19 protein-coding genes and 1 tRNA gene are annotated in these 22532 nt (G+C 42.5%); 16 read left to right on the top strand and 4 right to left on the bottom strand.

Annotated elements, in window-relative coordinates; genetic code table 11:
• The first annotated feature begins 68 nt into the window (after positions 1 to 68).
• From D5S11_RS14175 to D5S11_RS14125, 11 genes are all read left to right on the top strand, one after another.
• Positions 69 to 140 (top strand) — tRNA-Gln (locus tag D5S11_RS14175).
• Between the two features lie 230 nt (positions 141 to 370).
• A complete protein-coding gene (gene sigW / locus D5S11_RS14170; protein WP_003156766.1) occupies positions 371 to 934 on the top strand; it encodes an RNA polymerase sigma factor SigW in 564 nt (187 codons plus the stop codon).
• A gap of 13 nt (positions 935 to 947) precedes the next feature.
• Positions 948 to 1574: an anti-sigma-W factor RsiW gene (gene rsiW, locus D5S11_RS14165; RefSeq protein WP_011996220.1), complete on the top strand. Its 627-nt coding sequence runs from the start codon at positions 948 to 950 to the stop codon at positions 1572 to 1574.
• A 165-nt stretch (positions 1575 to 1739) separates the two neighbouring features.
• On the top strand, positions 1740 to 2561 hold the full coding sequence (gene cdaA, locus D5S11_RS14160; protein WP_003156763.1) for a diadenylate cyclase CdaA: 822 nt from the start codon (positions 1740 to 1742) through the stop codon (positions 2559 to 2561).
• Positions 2554 to 3993, top strand: a complete 1440-nt coding sequence (locus D5S11_RS14155; RefSeq protein ID WP_015239058.1) for a CdaA regulatory protein CdaR — start codon at positions 2554 to 2556, stop codon at positions 3991 to 3993. Before cdaA ends, D5S11_RS14155 begins: the two co-directional genes overlap by 8 nt.
• 17 nt (positions 3994 to 4010) lie before the next feature.
• Positions 4011 to 5357 (top strand): phosphoglucosamine mutase, encoded by a 1347-nt coding sequence (gene glmM / locus D5S11_RS14150; RefSeq protein ID WP_007408011.1) that lies wholly within the window; start codon positions 4011 to 4013, stop codon positions 5355 to 5357.
• Positions 5358 to 5788: 431 nt separating this feature from the next.
• Entirely contained in the window at positions 5789 to 7591 is a 1803-nt protein-coding gene (glmS, locus tag D5S11_RS14145; RefSeq protein ID WP_003156758.1) for a glutamine--fructose-6-phosphate transaminase (isomerizing), read from the top strand.
• Between the two features lie 691 nt (positions 7592 to 8282).
• Positions 8283 to 10694, top strand: a complete 2412-nt coding sequence (locus D5S11_RS14140) for an ATP-binding protein (protein ID WP_128424632.1) — start codon at positions 8283 to 8285, stop codon at positions 10692 to 10694.
• 15 nt (positions 10695 to 10709) lie between these two features.
• The gene (locus D5S11_RS14135; protein WP_025650151.1) at positions 10710 to 11684 is read left to right on the top strand and encodes a TIR domain-containing protein; all 975 of its coding nucleotides are present in this window, start codon (positions 10710 to 10712) and stop codon (positions 11682 to 11684) included.
• A gap of 601 nt (positions 11685 to 12285) precedes the next feature.
• Positions 12286 to 13158, top strand: a complete 873-nt coding sequence (locus D5S11_RS14130; RefSeq protein ID WP_094032873.1) for an ABC transporter ATP-binding protein — start codon at positions 12286 to 12288, stop codon at positions 13156 to 13158.
• Entirely contained in the window at positions 13136 to 13789 is a 654-nt protein-coding gene (locus tag D5S11_RS14125; RefSeq protein WP_047935140.1) for an ABC-2 transporter permease, read from the top strand. Before D5S11_RS14130 ends, D5S11_RS14125 begins: the two co-directional genes overlap by 23 nt.
• 102 nt (positions 13790 to 13891) lie before the next feature.
• On the opposite strand, the gene D5S11_RS14120 is transcribed toward D5S11_RS14125, so the two are convergent.
• Complete coding sequence (locus tag D5S11_RS14120; RefSeq protein WP_047935141.1) at positions 13892 to 14773, bottom strand: hypothetical protein; 882 nt, start codon at positions 14771 to 14773, stop codon at positions 13892 to 13894.
• Between the two features lie 134 nt (positions 14774 to 14907).
• Between D5S11_RS14120 and D5S11_RS14115 the strand changes: the two genes are divergently transcribed.
• Entirely contained in the window at positions 14908 to 16074 is a 1167-nt protein-coding gene (locus D5S11_RS14115; protein WP_047935142.1) for a DUF4885 family protein, read from the top strand.
• Positions 16075 to 16126: 52 nt separating this feature from the next.
• Here the strand turns inward: D5S11_RS14115 and D5S11_RS14110 are convergent, their stop codons facing one another.
• The 3 genes from D5S11_RS14110 to D5S11_RS14100 form a co-directional block, all read right to left on the bottom strand.
• A complete protein-coding gene (locus D5S11_RS14110; RefSeq protein WP_079978549.1) occupies positions 16127 to 16972 on the bottom strand; it encodes an aldo/keto reductase in 846 nt (281 codons plus the stop codon).
• A gap of 110 nt (positions 16973 to 17082) precedes the next feature.
• Positions 17083 to 17775, bottom strand: a complete 693-nt coding sequence (locus tag D5S11_RS14105; protein ID WP_007408978.1) for an LrgB family protein — start codon at positions 17773 to 17775, stop codon at positions 17083 to 17085.
• A complete protein-coding gene (locus D5S11_RS14100) occupies positions 17745 to 18149 on the bottom strand; it encodes a CidA/LrgA family holin-like protein (RefSeq protein ID WP_032867259.1) in 405 nt (134 codons plus the stop codon). The genes D5S11_RS14105 and D5S11_RS14100 overlap by 31 nt, the downstream gene beginning before the upstream one ends.
• A gap of 194 nt (positions 18150 to 18343) precedes the next feature.
• On the opposite strand from D5S11_RS14100, the gene D5S11_RS14095 reads away from it, so the two are divergent.
• From D5S11_RS14095 to D5S11_RS14080, 4 genes are all read left to right on the top strand, one after another.
• A complete protein-coding gene (locus D5S11_RS14095) occupies positions 18344 to 18775 on the top strand; it encodes a MarR family winged helix-turn-helix transcriptional regulator (RefSeq protein WP_003156749.1) in 432 nt (143 codons plus the stop codon).
• 425 nt (positions 18776 to 19200) lie between these two features.
• Positions 19201 to 20586, top strand: a complete 1386-nt coding sequence (locus D5S11_RS14090) for an amino acid permease (RefSeq protein ID WP_015416703.1) — start codon at positions 19201 to 19203, stop codon at positions 20584 to 20586.
• 91 nt (positions 20587 to 20677) lie between these two features.
• Positions 20678 to 21391: a YjjG family noncanonical pyrimidine nucleotidase gene (locus tag D5S11_RS14085; RefSeq protein ID WP_047935143.1), complete on the top strand. Its 714-nt coding sequence runs from the start codon at positions 20678 to 20680 to the stop codon at positions 21389 to 21391.
• 10 nt (positions 21392 to 21401) lie between these two features.
• The gene (locus tag D5S11_RS14080; RefSeq protein ID WP_020955250.1) at positions 21402 to 22532 is read left to right on the top strand and encodes a sensor histidine kinase; all 1131 of its coding nucleotides are present in this window, start codon (positions 21402 to 21404) and stop codon (positions 22530 to 22532) included.

The raw sequence follows: 22532 nt of genomic DNA, 5'->3' as shown, positions 1-22532 counted from the left end.
AACGCGGCGGACTGTAAATCCGCTCCCTCAGGGTTCGGCAGTTCGAATCTGCCCCCCTCCACCATTTTTGGGCTATAGCCAAGCGGTAAGGCAACGGACTTTGACTCCGTCATGCGTTGGTTCGAATCCAGCTAGCCCAGTCTCAGACACCTTTTGCATAAAGGTGTCTTTTTTTATCAGCATTTTGTTTCGATTTCTGATTGTTCATCAGATATACTATTTTTAAGCTGCTGTTAAGGCAGTATATTCTGTATTTTCCATCTACACCCTGCCTGAAATTTGGTAAAATAAATGTAATAAAAAAAATGAAACCTTTTAAAACAATCAACGTATAGATACAGACCGGTGAAGGGCAGAGGTAAGATAAAACATGGAAAACCTGATTAAAAAAAGAATCAAGCAAGTCAAAAAAGGCGATCAAAATGCGTTTGCAGAAATCGTTGACCTTTATAAAGATAAGATTTACCAGCTTTGCTACCGCATGCTCGGCAATGTTCACGAAGCGGAAGATATTGCGCAGGAAGCTTTTATCAGAGCGTATGTCAATATCGACAGTTTCGATATCAACAGAAAGTTTTCAACGTGGCTTTACAGAATTGCGACCAACCTGACCATTGACCGCATCCGCAAGAAAAAGCCTGATTACTATCTGGACGCAGAAGTAGCGGGAGCAGAAGGGCTGACGATGTATTCGCAGATCGCCGCGGACGGGGTTCTCCCTGAAGACGCCGTATTGTCATTGGAGCTGTCGGACACAATTCAGAAAAAGATTTTAAAGCTGCCTGACAAGTACAGAACGGTTATTGTATTAAAGTATATTGACGAACTCTCTTTAATTGAAATCGGGGAGATTCTGAATATCCCTGTCGGCACCGTCAAGACAAGGATACACAGAGGCAGAGAGGCTCTTAGAAAACAATTGAGGGATCTTTAAGTGGGGTGATGAAATGAGCTGTCCTGAACAGATTGTGCAGCTTATGCATAAGCATCTTGATGGAGATATCCTTCCTGAAGATGAAAACGTATTAAAACAACATTTGCAGTCATGCGGGAATTGCAAACGGCATTTTCATGAAATGGAGAAATCCGTAGCACTCGTCCGAAGCACATCGCATGTCACGGCCCCTGCTGATTTTACTGCCAAAGTTATGGCGAATCTTCCAAAAGAGAAAAAACGCGCTTCTGTAAAACGATGGATCAAAACTCATCCGATGATTGCAGCCGCAGCGGTTTTTGTGATTTTAATGGGCGGCGGTTTTTTCAACAGCTGGCATAATGACCACAATTTCAGTGTGTCCAAACAGCCGAACCTTGTCGTGCAGAATCACACGGTCACCGTCCCTGAAGGCGAGACCGTAAAGGGCGATGTCACAGTAAAAAACGGCAAGCTGTTCATTGAAGGAAAAGTCGACGGCAATGTGACCGTCGTCAACGGAGAAAAATACATGGCCTCAGCCGGACAAGTCACCGGGCAGATTGAAGAGATTAACCAATTGTTTGACTGGGTCTGGTACGAACTGAAATCGGCGGGCCAGGGCGTCGTGAGCGCTTTGGACCCGAGTGAAGATGAGTAAAGCGTATAATCGCTTTACTCTTTTTTTGTGCATCGCCGCTCTGGCTCATTTCACTTGAGAAATCAAAATGTGGTATAATGAGCACGCTATATGATGTACATATTGCTCATGCAGCACAATTCATAACAGAAAAACGAAATGACTGAATTCTTGGAGGACGAGGAAATGGCTTTTGAGGACATCCCATTTTTGCAATACCTCGGCAATGCCGTTGATATTCTCCTTGTTTGGTATGTGATATATAAATTAATCATGGTCATACGCGGGACGAAGGCGGTTCAGCTTTTAAAAGGAATCGTCGTCATCGTATTGGTCCGGATGGCCAGTTCATATTTGGGACTCAGCACGCTTCAGTGGCTGATGGACCAAGCGATAACATGGGGATTTTTAGCGATCATCATTATATTCCAGCCTGAGCTGAGACGGGCGCTTGAACAGCTCGGACGGGGCCGGTTCTTTTCCAGGAGCGGAACCCCCGTGGAGGAAGCGCAGCATAAGACAATTGAAGCGATTACAAAATCGATCAGCTACATGGCGAAACGCCGCATCGGCGCACTCATCGCGATTGAGCGCGATACGGGAATGGGCGATTATATTGAGACGGGCATCCCGCTTAATGCACAGGTCAGCTCGGAGCTTTTGATTAATATCTTCATCCCGAATACACCGCTGCATGATGGAGCGGTCATTATGAAAAATAACGAGATTGCGGCGGCTGCCTGTTATCTGCCGCTTTCTGAAAGCCCGTTTATTTCAAAGGAGCTGGGGACGCGTCACAGAGCGGCTGTCGGCATCAGTGAAGTGACGGACAGCTTAACCATTATTGTATCTGAAGAGACGGGCGCCATCAGTGTGGCCAAAAACGGAGACCTTCACAGAGAATTGACGGAAGAAGCACTGAAAGAAATGCTTGAAGCCGAGTTTAAGAAAAACGCCAGAGATACTTCTTCTAACCGCTGGTACTGGAGGGGCAAGAAAAATGGATAAATTCTTAAACAACCGCTGGGCTGTAAAGATCATTGCATTGCTCTTTGCGCTGCTGCTTTACGTTGCGGTTAACAACAACCAGGCGCCGACTCCGAAAAAGCCGGGGGAATCCTTTTTTCCGACATCAACGACTGACGAGGCTACGCTTACTGATATTCCTGTAAAAGCATACTATGATGAAGCGAACTATGTCGTCACCGGCGTGCCCCAGACCGTAAATGTCACGATTAAAGGCTCGACAAGCGCGGTGAAAAAGGCGAGACAGACAAAGAATTTTGAGATATACGCCGATATGAATAAGCTGAAGACCGGGACTCATAAGGTCGAATTGAAGGCGAAAAACGTATCGGACGGACTGACGATCTCCATTAACCCGTCAGTCACGACGGTTACGATTCAGGAAAAAACGGCTGAGAGTTTTCCCGTGGAAGTTGAATACTACAATAAAAGCAAAATGAAAAAGGGATACACCCCTCAGCAGCCGATTATCAGCCCGAAAAACGTGCAGATTACAGGTTCGAAAAATGTGATTGATAACATTTCACTTGTCAAAGCATCCGTGAACCTAGAAAATGCAAATGAGACCATTGAAAAGGAAGTGAAGGTGACCGTCTATGACAAAGACGGCAACGCACTTCCTGTTGATGTTGAACCGTCAGTCATTAAAGTGACGGTTCCCGTAGCCAGTCCGAGCAAAAAGCTTCCTTTCAAAATCGAAAGGAAGGGAAGTCTTCCGGACGGGGTGAGCGTTGCGAGCATTGACTCGAATCCGAGTGAGGTGACGGTTTACGGCCCGCAGGATGTGCTGGATTCACTTGAATTTATTGACGGCGTATCTCTTGATTTAGGCAAAATTGATAAAGATACCGATATCAATGCCGATATCCCGCTTCCTAAGGGTGTCACTAAGGTATCACCGGAAAAAATCACGCTTCATGTTAAAGTGGACAGTGAAGACAAAAAGGATTTTGACAATGTCGGAATCAAGACGGTCGGACTGGGAGGCTCACAGCAGATTGAGTTTCTCGATCCTGAATCGCAGGCGATAAATATTACGGCCAAAGGCTCTCCCGCCAACATTAAGGCGCTGAAAAAGTCGGACATTGAACTGTATGCCAATGTCTCGGACTTGGATGACGGAGAGCACTCTGTAAAGCTTGAAGTAAACGGCCCGCAAAACGTCACATGGTCCCTGTCAAAAGACACGGTTAAGATCAAGCTGACTTCTAAGAAAAACACAAGTTCAAATAAAAATGACGGCGGCTCCGCTGATTCCGGCAATAAGAACGGCACAAGCGGAGACGCAGACAAAGACAAGAACAAGAACCGGGAAGACGACACTGACAGCGATCAGAATAAAAGTCAAAACCAGGATCAAAATCAAGACCAGGATGAAGACGGATCAAGCGCTGATTCTTCTTCAACAGAATGAAAAAGGAGCGATACAAAATGGGCAAGTATTTTGGAACAGATGGTGTAAGAGGTGTTGCCAACAGCGAGCTTACGCCAGAGCTGGCCTTTAAAGTTGGGCGTTTTGGCGGTTATGTCCTGACCAAAGATAAGCAGCGCCCGAAAGTGCTGATCGGCCGTGATACACGTATCTCCGGACATATGCTGGAGGGAGCCCTTGTCGCCGGACTTTTATCGATCGGAGCTGAAGTGATGCGCCTCGGCGTTATTTCTACGCCGGGGGTATCCTATTTAACGAAAGCCATGGATGCTGAGGCGGGCGTCATGATCTCCGCTTCTCACAACCCCGTACAGGATAACGGAATTAAATTTTTCGGAGGGGACGGCTTTAAGCTTTCTGATGAGCAGGAGGCCGAGATTGAACGTCTCATGGATGAACCGGAAGATAAGCTGCCGAGACCGACAGGCGCGGACCTCGGGCTTGTAAACGATTATTTTGAAGGCGTTCAAAAGTATCTGCAATTTTTAAAGCAGACGGCGGACGAAGATTTCACAGGCATTCATGTAGCGCTTGACTGCGCCCATGGTGCGACATCATCCATTGCGACGCACCTTTTTGCCGATCTCGATGCTGACGTATCTACAATGGGGACGTCTCCGAACGGATTAAACATTAATGATGGCGTCGGTTCTACACACCCGGAAGCGCTGAGTGCTTTCGTCAAAGAAAAAAACGCCGATATCGGCCTTGCGTTTGACGGAGACGGCGACCGCCTCATTGCTGTTGATGAAAAAGGAAACATCGTCGACGGTGATCAGATTATGTACATATGCGCGAAGTATTTGAAATCAGAGGGCCGTCTGAAGGATGATACCGTCGTATCGACTGTGATGAGCAACCTCGGTTTCTACAAAGCGCTTGAAAAAGAAGAAATCAAAAGCGTTCAAACGGCAGTCGGCGACCGCTATGTCGTAGAAGCGATGAAAAAAGACGGCTATAATGTCGGCGGCGAGCAGTCAGGGCACCTTATTTTCCTTGATTACAACACTACCGGCGACGGTCTTTTGTCCGCGATCATGCTTGTGAATACGCTGAAGGCGTCCGGCAAAACCCTTTCAGAACTTGCGGATGAAATGAAAAAATTCCCGCAGCTCTTAGTGAACGTGAAAGTGACGGATAAATATAAGGTAGAAGAAAACGCTAAGGTGAAGGCCGTTATTTCTGAAGTGGAAAAAGAAATGAACGGAGACGGCCGGATTTTAGTGCGCCCGTCAGGCACCGAACCGCTCGTCCGCGTGATGGCCGAAGCGAGAACAAAAGAGCTTTGTGACGAATATGTCACAAAAATCGTGGATGTCGTGCGGACAGAAATGGGAGCGGAGTAGCGAAGTTTATAAGCAGAGAGCGAACAAGACAAGTGCGATCAGCATAATATGATAGTAAACATGATGCCGGGGCGGCAAAAAATAATTGACCGTCCTTGGCACATGCTGTAAAATCAAGCTTGTTCAGCCTTTGTTTTTCACTTGCAGGAAAGGCGGGATTGTTTGCATCTTTTATAATTACAGCGCCCGAACTAAGCGCCCGAAAAACGGCTTAGTTGACGAGGATGGAGGTTATCGAATTTTCGGCGGATGCCTCCCGGCTGATTCATTTAGATCACAGCCGTAAGGATTTCTTCAAACCGGAGGGGCGACTCTCCGAACAAAGAGAAATCACATGATCTTCCAAAAAAACATGTGGGAGGGGACGATTGAAAGTCCCCTTGTAATTTGACTTTCTTCGTCTCCTTTTGCACCTTTAGGAGGAAGAAAAAATGTGTGGAATTGTAGGTTATATCGGTCAGCTTGATGCGAAAGAGATTTTGTTAAAAGGATTAGAGAAGCTTGAGTACCGCGGTTATGACTCTGCCGGTATCGCTGTGGCGAATGAGCAGGGCGTGCATGTGTACAAAGAAAAAGGCCGCATCGCCGACCTTCGTGAAGTGGTGGATCACACGGTTGAATCTCAAGCGGGAATCGGCCATACACGCTGGGCGACTCACGGCGAACCAAGCTTCCTGAACGCTCACCCGCATCAAAGCGCACTCGGCCGCTTTACACTTGTTCACAACGGTGTGATCGAGAACTATGTTCAGCTGAAGCGCGAATATCTTGAAAACGTTGAACTGAAAAGCGACACGGACACTGAAGTAGTCGTTCAAATGATCGAGCAATTTGTGGCGGGAGGACTTAGCACAGAAGAAGCGTTCCGCAAAACACTGACTCTGTTAAAAGGCTCTTACGCAATTGCATTATTTGACGGTGAAAACACAGACACCATTTACGTTGCAAAAAACAAAAGCCCTCTGTTAATCGGCCTTGGAGATACGTTTAACGTCGTGGCATCTGACGCGATGGCTATGCTTCAAGTAACGAATGAATACGTTGAGCTTTTGGACAAAGAAATGGTGATCGTGACAAAAGACGAAGCCGTGATTAAAAACCTTGACGGTGAAGTCATGACACGTGCGTCTTATATCGCTGAGCTTGACGCCAGTGATATCGAAAAAGGCACATACCCTCACTACATGTTAAAAGAAACGGATGAGCAGCCGCTTGTTATGCGCAAAATCATCCAAACGTATCAAGACGAAAATGGCAGACTGGCCGTGGCCGGCGATGTCGCTGACGCCGTGGCGGAAGCGGACCGTATTTATATCGTGGCTTGCGGAACGAGCTACCATGCCGGTCTTGTCGGGAAACAATATATTGAAATGTGGGCAAACGTCCCGGTTGAAGTGCATGTAGCGAGTGAATTCTCCTACAACATGCCGCTTCTGTCTAAGAAGCCGCTCTTTATCTTCCTTTCTCAAAGCGGAGAAACAGCGGACAGCCGCGCCGTGCTTGTTCAAGTCAAAGCGCTGGGTCACAAAGCGCTGACGATCACAAACGTTCCGGGATCAACGCTTTCCCGTGAAGCGGATTACACATTGCTTCTGCACGCAGGCCCTGAGATCGCGGTTGCATCAACAAAAGCGTATACGGCTCAGATTGCCGTGCTTGCGATCCTTGCGTCCGTTGCAGCAGAACGCAACGGTGTTGATATCGGTTTTGATTTAGTCAAAGAATTAGGTATTGCGGCAAACGCCATGGAAGCCCTCTGCGACCAGAAGGACGAAATGGAAATGATCGCGCGTGAGTACCTGACTGTTTCAAGAAATGCTTTCTTCATCGGCCGCGGCCTTGACTACTTCGTATGTGTCGAAGGCGCCCTGAAGCTGAAAGAGATTTCTTACATCCAGGCGGAAGGCTTCGCCGGCGGCGAGCTGAAGCACGGAACAATCGCTCTGATTGAAGAAGGAACACCGGTCTTTGCACTGGCGACACAAGAACACGTCAACCTGAGCATCCGCGGAAACGTGAAGGAAGTCGCAGCCCGCGGCGCCAACACTTGCATCATCTCGCTGAAAGGCTTAGAAGACGCAGACGACAGATTCATCCTGCCGGAAGTCAACCCTGCGCTTGCTCCGCTGGTATCTGTTGTGCCATTGCAGCTGATCGCTTACTACGCTGCACTGCACCGCGGCTGTGACGTTGATAAACCGCGCAACCTTGCGAAGAGTGTGACTGTGGAATAAGGATTTGACAAGGAAAGAAAACAGTATGTTGTTTTAAATTCAAAGTTTGTATTGTTCCTGGAAAAAGTTGCACCGTTCTACCCCTTTAGATATACTCATCTAAAGGGGTATTTTCATGTCTAAACAGAAAACTAAGTAGAAAAATTGATTGAAAAAGGTATAGGAGCTAAAAAATACATAAACTGGAGCTAAACATTCAAGTATTAACTTCAAAAAGGATGCTCATCGTTTATAATAAATTGAATAAGGAAGATAGTAGGAGCCTTCTATCTGATATAAAACAATAATTATAACATTTAACTGAATATTTAGAAAATAAAATTAGCATACAAGATAATCATTAGATTATATTATCAATGAAAGGTTGCAGATGAGTTAGAAATAAACCATCATACAGTTCTTAAAACAAAAGAACACATTGTTATGATAAAGGCTTAGGGAGACGAATAAATATTGGTTAGAAGGTTGTACAAAATCAATATACTGAGAAATATCAGTTAATGTTTTTGAAGTAGTTTTAAACCCATTCGAGATCTAGGTAATATTATCATCTTTACTTAAATCAAGAGAGTTGGAGAATTCGTAAAGGATATTTAAATGAATAATATAGAAGGCTCCTCAAATCTTATAATGCCGAAAATAAAAAGAAATTAATACCCGGGAATTCAGAAAAATACAGGGAAAAAGAGGTTTGATTATTACTATGTCTAATGAAGAGGTTTTATTAAATAAAGTTTTAGATGCGAGTTCTAATACAATTTGGGATGAATTGAAAAAGATAAGAGAGTCTTCAGAAATAGAAAAAAAGACTATTAGGCGTAGATGGATATGGGAACTAATTCAAAATGCATCAGACTGTACACCTAAAGGTAAGAAAATAGATATAAAAATTGATTACTCTAATAATCAAATCATATTTAGTCATAATGGACTGCCATTTTCGTATGAAAATTTATTAGATTTAATCACACAAATCTCATCTAAGCAAAGTTCAGAAGAAAAGAAAACAGGAAAATTTGGAACAGGTTTTATGTCGACTCATTTATTATCAGAGGTTGTACGAATTGAAGGGTCGTTTAGCCAAGAAGATAGTAGGTATACAAAATTTGAGTTCATTGTTGATAGGTCAGGAGATGATTATAGCGATATTAAGAATAAAACAAAAATTATGCTAGAACAATTAGATCTTGTAAGCAGAAATCAAGAGGAATTACAAGAAGAGTATGAGGATACAAAATTCGTTTATTTAATACAGGATGATGACATAAAAGAAGCAGTAGAGGAAGGGATAGAAGATTTAAAAGAGACTATTCCTTATGTATTAACTTTTAATAAGAATATCAACTCTATTACATACAATGGTGATTGTTACAAAAAGGAGAAAGTAGAAACTTCACGTTCAAATAACAAGCTAAAAGCTGTTCAAATTAACGTTTCTGATAGTATTAAAGAGTTGCTAATATTAAATGAAAATAATGTAACTATTGGTTGTGCTATCGAACGTAAAGACAAGAAATTATATTTCTTACCAATTCCTGATGCCATGCCAAGGGTCTTTTGTGAATTTCCTCTATTAGGAACTGAAAAATTTAGTTTTCCTATAGTAGTTAATTCAGGATTATTTGAAGTAGAAAGGGACAGAAATGCTATTAGAGATAGCAATCCAGTAAATAATGAATTAATAAAGGTAGCTGTCTCTTTATACAAGGAATTAATAGATTATTGTTCAGAAAGTAAAAGGACAAGAAATGAATTTAATATTTGCATTTTAAAACCCTCTACTTCATCAAATATTCAGGCTTATAGCTATAAAGAAATTAAAGAGCATATTGAGAAGAGTCCAATTGTTCCTATTCATAATCATTTGGAAGATTTGAAACGATTAGCATTTAAAGATAATAATGGTAACGTAGCAATAGGCATACCAAAAACAAAAAAAAGCACACATAAGGACTTACTTTGGGATGTTTTATCTAATTATAACGGAGTATCGATACCAACTAAAGATACTTACTTAGGCTGGGCGGAGGTTTTTGGAGAGAATGCTGGATTCTCTTGGATAAACGATATTTTTGAAGATTCAAATATTGATAAATTAGTTGCTTGTTTGAATGATAAGACTCTATATGCAGAGTGGTTAAATGCATTTTTTTCTCTTTGGATTAAGGATGCAGGTATTGATGAAGTTGTAAAATCGGCATTTGTACCGAATCAAATTAATGAATTTGTACAGTTCGCCTGTATTTATCTTGATAAAAATATAGATCAAGAATTAAAACAGATCTTAACATTATTGGGTGAGAAAATTGAAGGACAGTTATTGAAAGTAGATATTATTTCATTTGAACACTATTTCGAAGAACACCCCAAAAAAATTAAGACTAATGAAATATGCTCTGATCAAATTGAGCTCAAAGTATCAAAACTTCTCAGTGAGGAAACTATTGACAGGATAGAAAGAAATGAATCTACCCAAAAAATATTTAATAGATTAACTAATTGGTTCCTATCAAATCCTGAAAAATCAAAAAAATGGTTTGGGAATTTATATTCAAAGAGAATGATGTTATCTTCTCCAGAAGAAAATCTGAGAAGATATAGAATAGCGGAAAAAATAGAGGAAAATAACATTAAGTTTGAAGAATTAGATGAAATTATTAATAATCGAGATAAAATAATGGAGATTGTAACTAACTCTGAACTGAGTAAAGAAGATATTATCAATCAATTAAAACATGTTATTACCTCATCCGAAGAAATGAAACGCTATGTTGAGAAATTACTACATAGAAGTACAGAAAATATTTTTAAGTATTTAAGCAGACTTAAAGATTATACACTTCCGGCAACTTTAGAAGAATGGATGAATGAAAAGTATTCTGATACGGTATTTCCGGCTAAGTATAACGGAAATGATTTTAGAATCATTATTCGTCCAAGTGATTATCAAAAAATAATATTTTATTATGATGAAGAATTAGAGGCTTTAGATGATGTCAACTATCAATTATGGACGGATGATGGAGAAGTACAACGAATGGTTACTTTAGGTGATTTGCTTAAAACAACAGGTATATCTAAAATTCCATTGACTAAGTTATAAGAGAGGTACTTTTTAGTGTTTAGAACAATTAAAGATATTGAAAACAAAATAAGTACAAATAATAGACAGAATACAACATATATACACCCAATTGCGAGTCATGAAGAAATAGCAAAATTAATTGTTGCATACTCGAACAGTAACGGTGGAGATATAGTCTTTGGAATACGAGATGATGGAAAAAGATTAGAAATAAAGAATTTTCCCTTTAGATTTGGTTTGGAGAGAGTTCAAAATTTGATAGAGGGTATTATAAATATTAAAAGTGAGTACTTTACTTTAAAAGACATTAGGCTATATTATATCTCTATTAATAAAGCAGAGGAATTAGTAACAGTAAATAAAACGATTTATAAAATTGGTGATAGTGGAGTGGCTGAACAGATGAAGAACCAGAAGATATTTATTTCATATTGTTGGAATGATGTAGCGTTTGCTGATTTAATTGATAATGATTTCAAAAATATGGGGTATACTTTGACTAGAGATGTTCGAAACATTGAGTTTAAAGATAGTATTAAAGATTTCATGAAAACTATTGGGAAACACGATTTTGTTATTAGTATTATTAGTGACCAATATTTAAAATCAGTAAATTGTATGTATGAGATATCTGAAGTTATGCGTTCGCGTGAATATAAAGAGAAAATGTTATTAGTTATACTAAAAGATTCTGATAAAGAATTTGTACCTTCACTTTCAGAGATACCGACTACAATTGCAGCTAATATATATTCTTTTGAGCAAAGGATAGGATATATATCATATTGGGAAGAGAAAGAGAAGGCATACTCGGAAATGATTCAGAAAATAACTCAAGATACAAATAAGATTGAACCTTTACAGGAGTTAAAAAGAATAAAGAGTATCACAAATAACGTCAGTGAATTTTTATCTGATATAAGTGATTGGAACAATACTAATTTAAGTGACCTAAAAGCATCTGACTATACAGCTTTTATAAAAGAAATTAACCAAAGTGTTAACTAAATGATTGCTTTGAATTTAGTTAATGCCATATACATAGTGGGAAATTGATATTTTATATCAATCTTTTTTATAAAACCAAACTCCACACAAAAATCAAACCCACGCATTTTGATCAAACTTTGTTCAAAATGTGTGGGTTTCTTCTATTATAAAATCAACGTTTGCAAAATGCTTTTAATTGAACTTTATTCGAAAGCTACATTATTAGCCAGAGGGGTTTTTTAATGCGGAAATGAGAAATGCATACTCTTTGCGATTGTAAAGAAATCCCCTTTTATATATTGAAAAGGAGTAACACCTGCTTTATAATACGAGATGCATTCCGGTTAAAATCCATAAATGTAATCATTAGTAAATCATTTTGTGTATACCTCATCGGAAAGTAAACACCTCAGCAGTTTTCATCATGAATATCCCATTATATAAACGTAATCAATCGATTACACTTCCATATTATGCTTAAGACTTTAAAATCCCTTTTGTATTTCCCGACTCCTGATCCATTATGAATACCTAGACCAGATATGAAAATCACAACATTTTTGCAATAATCCGGTTCAATTCTTAAAAAAGTCCTGACGACAATGATAGGAGTGGAATGATGTCAAACCTTTTAGAAATCAGAAACATCAGCAAATCTTTTGGTCATAAAGCTGTTTTAAAGGATGTTACATTCAATGTGCCTGCCGGATCAATTGTCGGTTTTATCGGTGATAACGGCGCAGGCAAGTCAACAACATTTAAAACGATATTAGGATTAATTTCTCAGGATAGAGGTAAAGTGAAAATCTTTGGTAAAGAGAATCTGGATAAACATATAAAGTTCAAAGAAGATATTGGGGTCGTATTTGATGCGATGAATCTTCCTGCGCACCTTACGATAAAGCAGCTGAATCATGTATTTAAGAAACTATTCGGTGCTTGGGACCAAGATCATTTTTACCGGTTGGTTCATTCTTTCTCTTTACCTATGGACAAAAAAGTGAATACATTCTCGCGCGGCATGTCAATGAAGTTATCCGTAGCTGTTGCTTTGTCGCATAATGCAAAATTATTACTCCTGGATGAAGCAACGGGAGGGCTTGATCCCTCTTCAAGAGATGATCTGTTAAATGAATTAAAAAGCTTTGTGAGCAAAAGCAACGGCGGTATTTTACTTTCATCGCACATTATGACTGATGTCGAGAAGATAGCCAGCCATATCGTTATTATGAAAGATGGCGAAATTTTATTAAATGAAGAGAAAGATAAGGTTCTTGAAAGCTATACCGTTATAGACGTTGATGAAGGCCGATTGGCTGAGCTTGACGAAGATATCGTTCTAGCAAAAAGGGATCGTGGATCTTATTGGAGTGTGCTTGTATCGGATCAACAGAAATTGCCGAATGGCGTAACGGCCAACACCATTTCCATAGAAGAAATCAGCGTCTTTTTAACGAGGAGTGAAAACATTGAGAGGTCTGTTACTGACTAACTATTACTTGGTTTATCGGAGTTTCTTTGCATACACGGGGTTGGCCATATTGGTATCAGCAGTCATTTTTTATTTTGGGGATGCTTCAATGCATCGTTTTGTTGCTATGCTGATTATTTTGTTTGTCGTCATGCCCGCACTTGAGGTTATAAAGTATGAGAGCAAGTCTGGCTATGACAGGTATGTCCTGACTTTACCGGTCAGCAGAACAAATATTGTTCAAAGCCACTATGTCTTCTATCTTTTGATTGTTGTGATCGGAGCTGTAATATCTTATGGTATTTTCCTTGTATACAGCCTGGGTTCTGATGAACCGATTGACGGCATATTTAATATTGTCTCTTTTGGAACGTTCATCGTTCTCTTTGCCGGTGCAATCGTTTATCCTCTTCTCTACATGATAGGCCCGGAAAAATCCGATGCTATCGTGATTGGAGGAGCAATGGGGGGACTTTTTGCTACGTTTGGATTGCAAAGTGTCGTTGGGTATGCAGCAGAACAAGTACCGCTGTCATTTTTGCACATAAATCCTTCTTTATATGTCCCGATTATATATCTCATGATCGGCGTTATCTTATATATCATTTCATTTTTCATTGCCGCAGCTATATATCATAAAAAAGAATTTTAGCAACTGATCAAGTTATAACAGGATACGGCATGGCACGGGTTCATAAATTTACTTTAACTCCAAGCAGACAGCCGCCCGCACAATGGGCGGCTGTTCTTCTAATTAAAACTGCGTTGTCACATCGTACTCATAATCAATCTTCAATTTCACATTTTTCATAGTCGATTTTGCTGTTGCGAGTGTGTTGTATTTAAAATTCCAGATGCTTGAGACTGAGAGGTTATCATCCAGTGTGATACCGTAATTTCCTTGAGTGGAGCTGTTTGCAAGTGCACGGTGCCACACTTTATTTTCTTCCGACATTATGTAGTGGCTTGTATTTCCTTGGCTTGGTGTTTGGGTTGCGGTGGTGTTGATTCTTTTCACTGTGGCGTCTCTTGGAATGCTTGTCTGTTTGGTTAAGTCGAGTCTAAGAACAGTTGAATCTGATCCATTCGGACTGAGGCTTGTGTTCCCTTTATTTTCAGCTGTACCGCTGAATGAGAAGGTCTCACTGCCGGATTTGATTCGGTCGTAAATAGAGAGTGTAAAGTACATATCGTCAGTGTAGGAGCCGCGGGACACTTTCACGTAGAACGTCTCGTTATTTTCTTTCGCATCTGTATTCGCATAGATAAAAGGTAGCGCCGTATCAGGATTTATCACTTCTGTGCTTTTACTGATCAGTACTTTATTTTTATTATAAATTTCAATGTCCATTCCCTTGTATTCACTTCTTGTTGAACTCCTGACATAAAGTCTTTCTCCCTTATTTGCCGTGAAAGTGAAATACGAATCTTTTTCCCCTTTTGGCAATATGGCAGTATCAATATTTTTATATTTCCAGTAGCCTACCGGATTGGCAGTTTCAAATGAATGATTTCCTGTAATGGCGCTTATTTGTAACGAGTTCTTTTGAGACGCAGAGGCTGAAGGTGAAGATGCAAACAATGCGCCTGATAATACGAATGCACTGACAAATAGTATAGATATATACTTCTTCATGGAAAATTCCCCCTTTTTGACTACATCATACATAGAAAAATTAGCTATGTAAACATTTGTTATTTAAGGTTAAAATCTACTTGAAGACAGCCGATAAAAACACTAGAACATCATCTCAAGCGGAGGTTAAAAACATGCGCCTAAACGCTCGATATATAAAAAATCAAGTAATGGCTCAGCAAGTGCTTCAGCGGTATTCTTCCAAAACAAATGTGAAAGATGCGGCAAAAGGATCGGACAGCTTATTGATTCAGACAGGCGGGAGCCGCGATCTGAGCCAGGTGAATTATTCAAGGAGCGGTGTCACTGAGAAAGGGAGCAGCCTGTCCCGTTTATATCAATCTGCAAATCAGAAAACGATTACGGATAATGGGAATGAGACGGTAATAGACGCTAATAATCCGTATGAGTCTGAGAGTGATATTGCGAGCAAGATTCTTGATGAGAAATACAGCCGTATCAATGAAATCAATAAACGAAAACCAGATCCTTTGCATTATATTAAGGATAAATACCAGCTTGCCGATTCACCTTATTTCAGAAGTGATTTATCAGAATCGGAGCGTCAGGCCGCTTATCATAATGAAACGGAATGGCTGTTTAAGGGGAAGGCCCAGAGCTATGATTTCCGTGATGCGGCGTTTCGGGGTGAAACGCTCAACGGAGAGATTCAAGTCGAAAATGAAAAGGTGTTTCAGCGCGGGCAGGTGAATCAGCAGATTGAGATGCTTTTCCATCGGAATCATATTCAGATTCCGGAGGGTGCGAATCTTACATTTACGATATCACCGATTGATTATCTGTTAAAAGTGAGCGGGACTGACGATAAAGAGCTCACTCAGCAGATTGAAGCTGTCTTAAACTCCGGGGAAAACAGCAAAGAGCTGTTTGCGCACATCATTCGCAGCCGGAGTGATGACTCCTCGCAGTTTACGCCGGAAACATATGAGAAATATCAAGTCGTTCGGGAAATGTATGAGGTGACCGGCTATCATCTGAAAGACTTGCAGATCGTGGACGGAAAGTACGTCACAGAAGACGGACGCGACCTTTTAGACGTCTATAAGGAAGCGCTGCAGCTCGATCCTTTGTTGAAACATACGGCGGCAGAAGCGGCTGCCCATTACGGACAGGCGCTCACGAAGCTGGCGAGAATGGGGTATGATGCCATTCCTGATTTGGTGCTGTCCATTGAGTATAAAAACGGATCTCTGCGTGATGTCGGCCAAAGCAGGCAATACGGATCTGGGGATACAGATTGGCTTTCTGAATGGAAACGGGAGCTGGGTGTGCGTATATAAAATGAGAAAAAAGCTGACAAATGATGCCGTCAGCTTTTCTTTATGTGTTTTCTTAAAACTCCTCATACTCCGCCGGGTCTTGGCCGTTTATGCGTCCGTCGGGGCGGGTAAGCGAGTCGATAATGCTCATGTCGTTTTCATCAAGGGAGAAATCAAAAACGGAGATGTTTTCAAGCTGGCGCTCGGGCGATGCTGATTTTGGAATCGGGATGGCGCCCAGCTGGATATGCCAGCGTAAAATGACTTGAGAAATGGTTTTGCCGTATTTGTCCGCAATCCGTCCGAGTTTTTGATCGTTCAATACTTCGCCGGCGCGGGATAACGGACTCCATGATTCTGTCACGATGCCCTGTTCTTCGTGCCATTGGCGCTGCTGCTGCTGATTAAAAGCGGGATGCAGTTCTATTTGGTTGATGCCTGGCTTTACGCCGGTTTCACGTTCGAGCCGTTCGATATGCTCAGGCAGGAAATTGCAGACGCCGATGGATCGGATCAGACCCCATTTTTTCGCATCAATCAGTGCCTGCCATGCTTCCGTGTAGCGGTCTTGTTTCGGGTTCGGCCAATGGACGAGATACAGGTCATAGTAGTCCAGACCGGCGCGGTATAAAGATTCTTGTATGGTTTGTACAGCTTTGTCATAGTCATGGTAGCGTCCGGGCAGCTTGGACGTCACGTATAGCTGTTCTCTCGGAACAGAGCTTCTGCGGATGGCTTCTCCGACCGTCCCTTCATTTTCATAGTTATAAGCGGTGTCAATCAGACGGTAGCCGATATCAATGGCGCTGGTAATGGCATGAACGCCGTTGTTTCCGTTAAGAGCGTATGTACCGAAGCCGAACGCGGGAATGCTTGTCCCATCCAGCAGTTTCTTTTGCGGAATTGCTCCAGTCATCATTAAATCCCTCCTTGTTTTCTACTTTACCATTATTCTTACAAATGAAACATAATAATGGAAGGGAATGAGATGATCCGCACATGAAAAAAGCTGACGGAGAACCGCCAGCTTTAAATTTGAAACATCCATGCTACGACGGGGCCGAAGACCGACCCTAACACGGCGCAGAGCGTCATGGAAACAGAACTCATGGAGACCGTTAATTCTCCGTACTCCATTGCTTTTGAGGTGCCGAGCGCATGGGAAGCGCTCCCGAATGCAATTCCTTTCCCGAGTGAGCTGCGGATGCGGATCCACTTGAGAAGCAGCGGTCCTAAGATAACGCCGGAAAACCCTGCGATCATGACGAACACGACTGTCATGGAAGGGACACCGCCGATACCGGACGCAATCTGTATGGCGACAGGCGTCGTAATTGATTTTGGGATAATTGACAAAATCAAACTCCGGCTGATGCCGAACAGCTCTGCAAATAGCAGGCCGCTGACCATTCCGGAGAATAAACCGGCCAACACGCCGCCGATGATCGGAAACATATACTTGATTAACACCCGGCGCTGCTTATAAAGCGGGTATGCCAAAGCCACCACGGCGGGTCCGAGCAGTGAATTGATCCATTGTCCGCCGATCATATAGTCTTTATACGAAATATGAAAAACAAGCAGCACGGCAATAATGAAAATCGTAGTCGTCAAAACCGGTATGAGAAAGGGATATGGAAAGCGCACATATAATTTCACCATAGCCAGATAGGCGGCAGCCGTGAACAAAATTATAAGGATTGCGATACATGCTTGCTGCACTTCTTTTTCTCCTTTCTCTGATTGGCTTTGTGCTCTAACAGCTGGCTGGCGTACCCTGCGGCGATCATTGTGACGATGGTGCTCAGCACGATGACCAGAAACAGAGCAGCCCCGCTGGCGGAAAACAGTGACGGGTAATTGATGACGCCCGTCATGGCCGGAATGAATAACAGCGGAAGAAAAGACAGCAAAAATCCGGCTCCGTCTTCAATCATTTTGGCGGGAATGATCTTAACCGATAAACATATGATCAGCAGGATCAAACCGATGATACTTCCGGGAATGGGCAGGTGAAAGAACTGCTGAACGGCTCCCCCGATAAAGGAAAATGCGAATAAAATAATGATTTGCAAGATGATGCGTATGACTTTCACGACAATGCTGTTCTTTGGAGAAGAGCAGCTTCCCCCTTTCTTGATGCTTCGATATGTTTCTTTACTTTTTGCGCATATATTTGTACTATACAAATATATGTATGCAAAATCTTTCTATATGTTTTCTGAGTAAATGTGCATATGTTTGTATTATACAACTAATATTGCTGTTGTCAATGTAAGGAGTGAGGCTGTTGTCAAAACAAGATCCGATTGAATTAATTGAATATGAGCTCACCACTTTTATCAGGAGAGCTGTTTATCTTGATAACTCCGACCGTAAAATCGGACATCTGGAAAGGGCTGCGTATTTGTTATTACGGCAGCTGGATGAATTCGGGCCGGCGCGTGTGAAGGAATTGGCCGAATCATTTAAGCTGGATATTTCCACATTGTCACGCCAGGCCGCGGCCTTGGAGTCGAAAGAGCTGATCCAGCGTTTTTCCGATCCTTCTGACGGGCGGGTCAGTCTGTTTGCGATTACGAAGCTTGGCAAACAGAGGTTAAAAGCTGATAAAAAGATGCGTCTTGAGCGGTATCATCGTATGCTTGACGATTGGTCCGGCGATGAAAAAGAAATGTTCGGCCGGCTTTTGCTGCGGCTGAATGAGGCATTTATCGATTAATGCATGATTTTTGCCGAGTTAAGCAGGATTATGGCGTATACAAGGGAGAATGGAAGAGGGGAAGGCTTTACGCCATTCTGCTTAGCAAAAATAATATTGAATAGGGGGCGGAACATGTTTCTCCAGGGACATCCTGTTTCTCGGAGGCTGCAGCATTTATTATCTCAATATTCATAATTCAACAAAAATGAAAGCGCTTTATTTTTAGTTTGTTGATTTAGGGTGCAAGGTGTTTACCTGAAAAAAACAATTGTATTTTCCACGGAAATTTATTATGATGAAATAAGGAAATTGGAGATTATATAACAATAGAAAGATAGAATATTTCTAATATTGCGGGAAATGAAGAGTGAGTTAGGTTCAACAGGTGCACCTTCTGCTTCATTATTTCACATATATCAGAGCTGTTAAGAGGAGGAAGCGAAGTGGCAAACAAAGAATTAAAGAGAGGCTTAGGCGCGCGTCATATACAGATGATTGCGCTGGGCGGCACGATCGGTGTCGGTTTATTCATGGGGTCATCCAGCACGATCGGATGGACCGGGCCGTCTGTCCTGCTGGCTTATGCGATCTCGGGTATCTTTATCTTTTTTATCATGCGTGCGATGGGCGAAATGCTCTATGTAGAGCCGAGTACAGGGTCGTTTGCGACGTTCGGCCATAAGTATATACATCCGTTAGCCGGCTATATGACGGCGTGGAGCAACTGGTTTCAATGGGTGATCGTCGGGATGTCTGAAATTATCGCCGTCGGTTCGTATATGAAATATTGGTTTCCTGATCTGCCGGCATGGATTCCCGGCATTATCGCCATGGCCATTCTCGGTGCGGCGAATTTAATTTCGGTAAAATCTTTCGGTGAGTTTGAATTTTGGTTTGCCATGATCAAAATCGTCACCATTATTCTGATGATTGTGGCCGGAATCGGAATTATTTTCTTCGGTTTCGGTAACGGAGGGCATGCGATCGGATTATCTAATTTATGGTCGCACGGCGGTTTCTTTACGAATGGTTTTTCAGGATTTTTCTTTGCCTTGTCTTTGGTCGTTGCGGCCTATCAAGGGGTCGAACTGATCGGGATTACGGCAGGGGAAGCGAAGGACCCGCAAAAAACGCTGCGAAGCGCGATTCAGAGTATTATTTGGCGGATTTTAATTTTCTACATCGGTGCGATTTTCGTAATCGTTACCGTATATCCGTGGAATGAGCTTCACTCACTCGGCAGTCCGTTTGTTTCGACATTTGCGAAAGTCGGGATTACGGCGGCGGCCGGTTTGATTAACTTTGTTGTGATTACCGCTGCGATGTCCGGATGCAACAGCGGGATATTCAGTGCGGGACGCATGCTTTATACATTGGGCGTGAACGGACAGGCCCCGAAATTCTTTAAGAAAGTTTCTTCGAGCGGTGTGCCGATATTCGGTACGTTTGCCGTATTAATCGGACTTGTGATCGGTGTCGTGCTGAACTACATCGCGCCTCCGAAAATTTTTGTCTATGTGTACAGCGCGAGTGTGCTGCCGGGAATGATTCCGTGGTTCGTCATTTTAATCAGCCATCTCGGTTTCAGAAGAGCGAAGGGCGCTGAGCTTGATAAGCATCCGTTTAAAATGCCTTTTGCGCCGTTTACAAACTATTTGACGATCGCTTTCTTACTCATGGTATTGATCGGCATGTGGTTTAACAAAGATACGCGGATTTCGTTGGTTGTCGGGGTGATTTTCCTGGCGATTGTGACGGTCAGCTATTATGCGTTCGGTATCGGCAAGCGCATGCCTGGTGAAAAATCGAAAATAGAAGACGCTGTATAATTCAAAAAGACACTCTCTTACAGGGGTGTCTTTTTCGGCTTGTCCGCGAGTGGTATACTGGTTAAAAAAAGCAGAACCGGGGGAAACATCGATGAGTCATTACCGTACGTTATTATTTGATATAGACAATACGCTGCTGGATTTTACCGCTTCAGAAACCGATGCTCTTCAAAAATTGTTTCAAGGTTCAAAGCTGGAGCTGACGGCAGAGGTGGAAGCCCGTTATAAAGCGTTAAATCAAGGGCTGTGGAAGGCGTTTGAAGAGGGGGAAATGACCCGCGATGAAGTGGTCAATACACGGTTTGCCCTTTTGTTTAAAGAATACGGCCTCGAAGCCGACGGCGTGCTGATGAATCAGGCGTACCGCCAATACTTAGAAGAAGGGCACCAGATGATAGACGGAGCTTATGAGCTGATTGAACGGCTGAGTCCTTTATTTGATTTATACATCGTGACGAACGGCGTCTCAAGATCACAATATAAGCGGCTGGGCGACTCCGGTCTGTATCCGTTCTTTAAAGATGTGTTTGTATCTGAGGACACGGGTTTTCAAAAGCCGATGAAGGAATACTTTGATTACGTGTTTGCGAGAATTCCCGGTTTTTCTGCCGAGGGCGGACTTATTATCGGCGATTCACTGAGCGCGGACATAAAAGGCGGTCAGATGGCGGGAATTGATACGTGCTGGTTTAATCCCGGAAAGAAAGCAAATGAGTCCGAGATCATCCCGACGCATGAAATTCATTCGCTTGATGAGCTGTATGATGTGCTGAACGTGGAGCGGAAAGCCGCCGCTCATTTGTAAGGAGAATTCGATGAAGATTGCACATACGAAGTTACTGATCAGGGGTTTTGCATTACTATCAATCTTTCATGCGATTCTTCAGCTTCCTCCCGGCCGGGGGGAGCTGAAGGTTTTTTTGTCTGTGCTCGTGATTATGCTGACGGCTAATGACTGCCTGCGGCCGCTATATATGAAGAGAAGGCCGGCTGTATATCAAGTCTCTTTTCTCCTGAGCAGCGTTATCGCGGGAGTTCTTTTGTACAATGTCTATAGTGTGGGGGCACAGGCCGTAATGGTGCTTTTATTGGCGGAGGTGCTTATTACTGATAAGCAGATTTCGGCTGTTTTGTTAACGATGAATGCCGCCGCATTTGCCGCAGCTTTATACGCCGGCGGAGCGGGTGTCAGTGATATCGTGCCGCCATACTTCATCATGTTTGCGGTGATTTATTTATATCGGAAAAACCTGCAGGAGAAGTCGAAGGTTGAATTGCTGAACCGAGAGCTGAAGATCGCTAATGACACACTGAAGGAATATTCAGACCGGATTGAGGAACTGGCCGTTACGAAAGAAAGAACTAGAATTGCGCAGGAGCTGCATGATTCTCTCGGTCATTATCTGGCTGCTCTGAAAATGAATTTGGAATTTGCCGGGAAGACAGCCGGGCATCAGCCGGACAAAGTGAAGCAGATCATTCATAAGGCGCATGATCTTACGAAAGAATCCATTTTAAAGCTTCGCCAGGCCGTTATGCTGCTGCAGGGCTCTTTGCCGGGGCGGGGATTTGAGCAAGAGCTCCGTGACATTTTCAGCCATTTTCAAGAGGCGGGAGGCATACGCTTCGAGCTGGAGACGGACGCGGCCATAGAAGCGGAACAGCCGGATGTGAAGCAATGTCTTTATCAATCCGTTCAGGAAACGATTACGAATGCGATAAAACATGGGCATGCTTCATATGTTTCTGTCCGGATTCAAAAAAACCGAAACATGATATTGGCGCATATTCATAATAACGGCTCAGCCTGCGGAACGATCATAAAATCAAATGGTCTGAAAGGAATTGAGAAAAGAGCAGCCGCACTTGGCGGAGAGGCTGTTTTCTCGTCTGGGAAGAAAATGGGTTTTGACGTGAAAATAAGGATTCCATGCAAGGAGGAATAA

This window comes from Bacillus sp. L75, assembly GCF_003676355.1.
GTDB classification, from domain to species: Bacteria; Bacillota; Bacilli; order Bacillales; family Bacillaceae; genus Bacillus; species Bacillus velezensis.
Note: the sequence above shows the minus strand (reverse complement) of the source record. Positions and strands in the feature narration are given on the sequence as shown.

Bases quoted from the DNA above. Each gene is read 5' to 3' on its own strand.
- sigW (WP_003156766.1), top strand. From the start codon at position 371: ATGGAAAACCTGATTAAAAAAAGAATCAAGCAAGTCAAAAAAGGCGAT.
- rsiW (WP_011996220.1), top strand. From the start codon at position 948: ATGAGCTGTCCTGAACAGATTGTGCAGCTTATGCATAAGCATCTTGAT.
- cdaA (WP_003156763.1), top strand. From the start codon at position 1,740: ATGGCTTTTGAGGACATCCCATTTTTGCAATACCTCGGCAATGCCGTT.
- D5S11_RS14155 (WP_015239058.1), top strand. From the start codon at position 2,554: ATGGATAAATTCTTAAACAACCGCTGGGCTGTAAAGATCATTGCATTG.
- glmM (WP_007408011.1), top strand. From the start codon at position 4,011: ATGGGCAAGTATTTTGGAACAGATGGTGTAAGAGGTGTTGCCAACAGC.
- glmS (WP_003156758.1), top strand. From the start codon at position 5,789: ATGTGTGGAATTGTAGGTTATATCGGTCAGCTTGATGCGAAAGAGATT.
- D5S11_RS14130 (WP_094032873.1), top strand. From the start codon at position 12,286: ATGTCAAACCTTTTAGAAATCAGAAACATCAGCAAATCTTTTGGTCAT.
- D5S11_RS14120 (WP_047935141.1), bottom strand. From the start codon at position 14,773: ATGAAGAAGTATATATCTATACTATTTGTCAGTGCATTCGTATTATCA.
- D5S11_RS14115 (WP_047935142.1), top strand. From the start codon at position 14,908: ATGCGCCTAAACGCTCGATATATAAAAAATCAAGTAATGGCTCAGCAA.
- D5S11_RS14110 (WP_079978549.1), bottom strand. From the start codon at position 16,972: ATGATGACTGGAGCAATTCCGCAAAAGAAACTGCTGGATGGGACAAGC.
- D5S11_RS14085 (WP_047935143.1), top strand. From the start codon at position 20,678: ATGAGTCATTACCGTACGTTATTATTTGATATAGACAATACGCTGCTG.
- D5S11_RS14080 (WP_020955250.1), top strand. From the start codon at position 21,402: ATGAAGATTGCACATACGAAGTTACTGATCAGGGGTTTTGCATTACTA.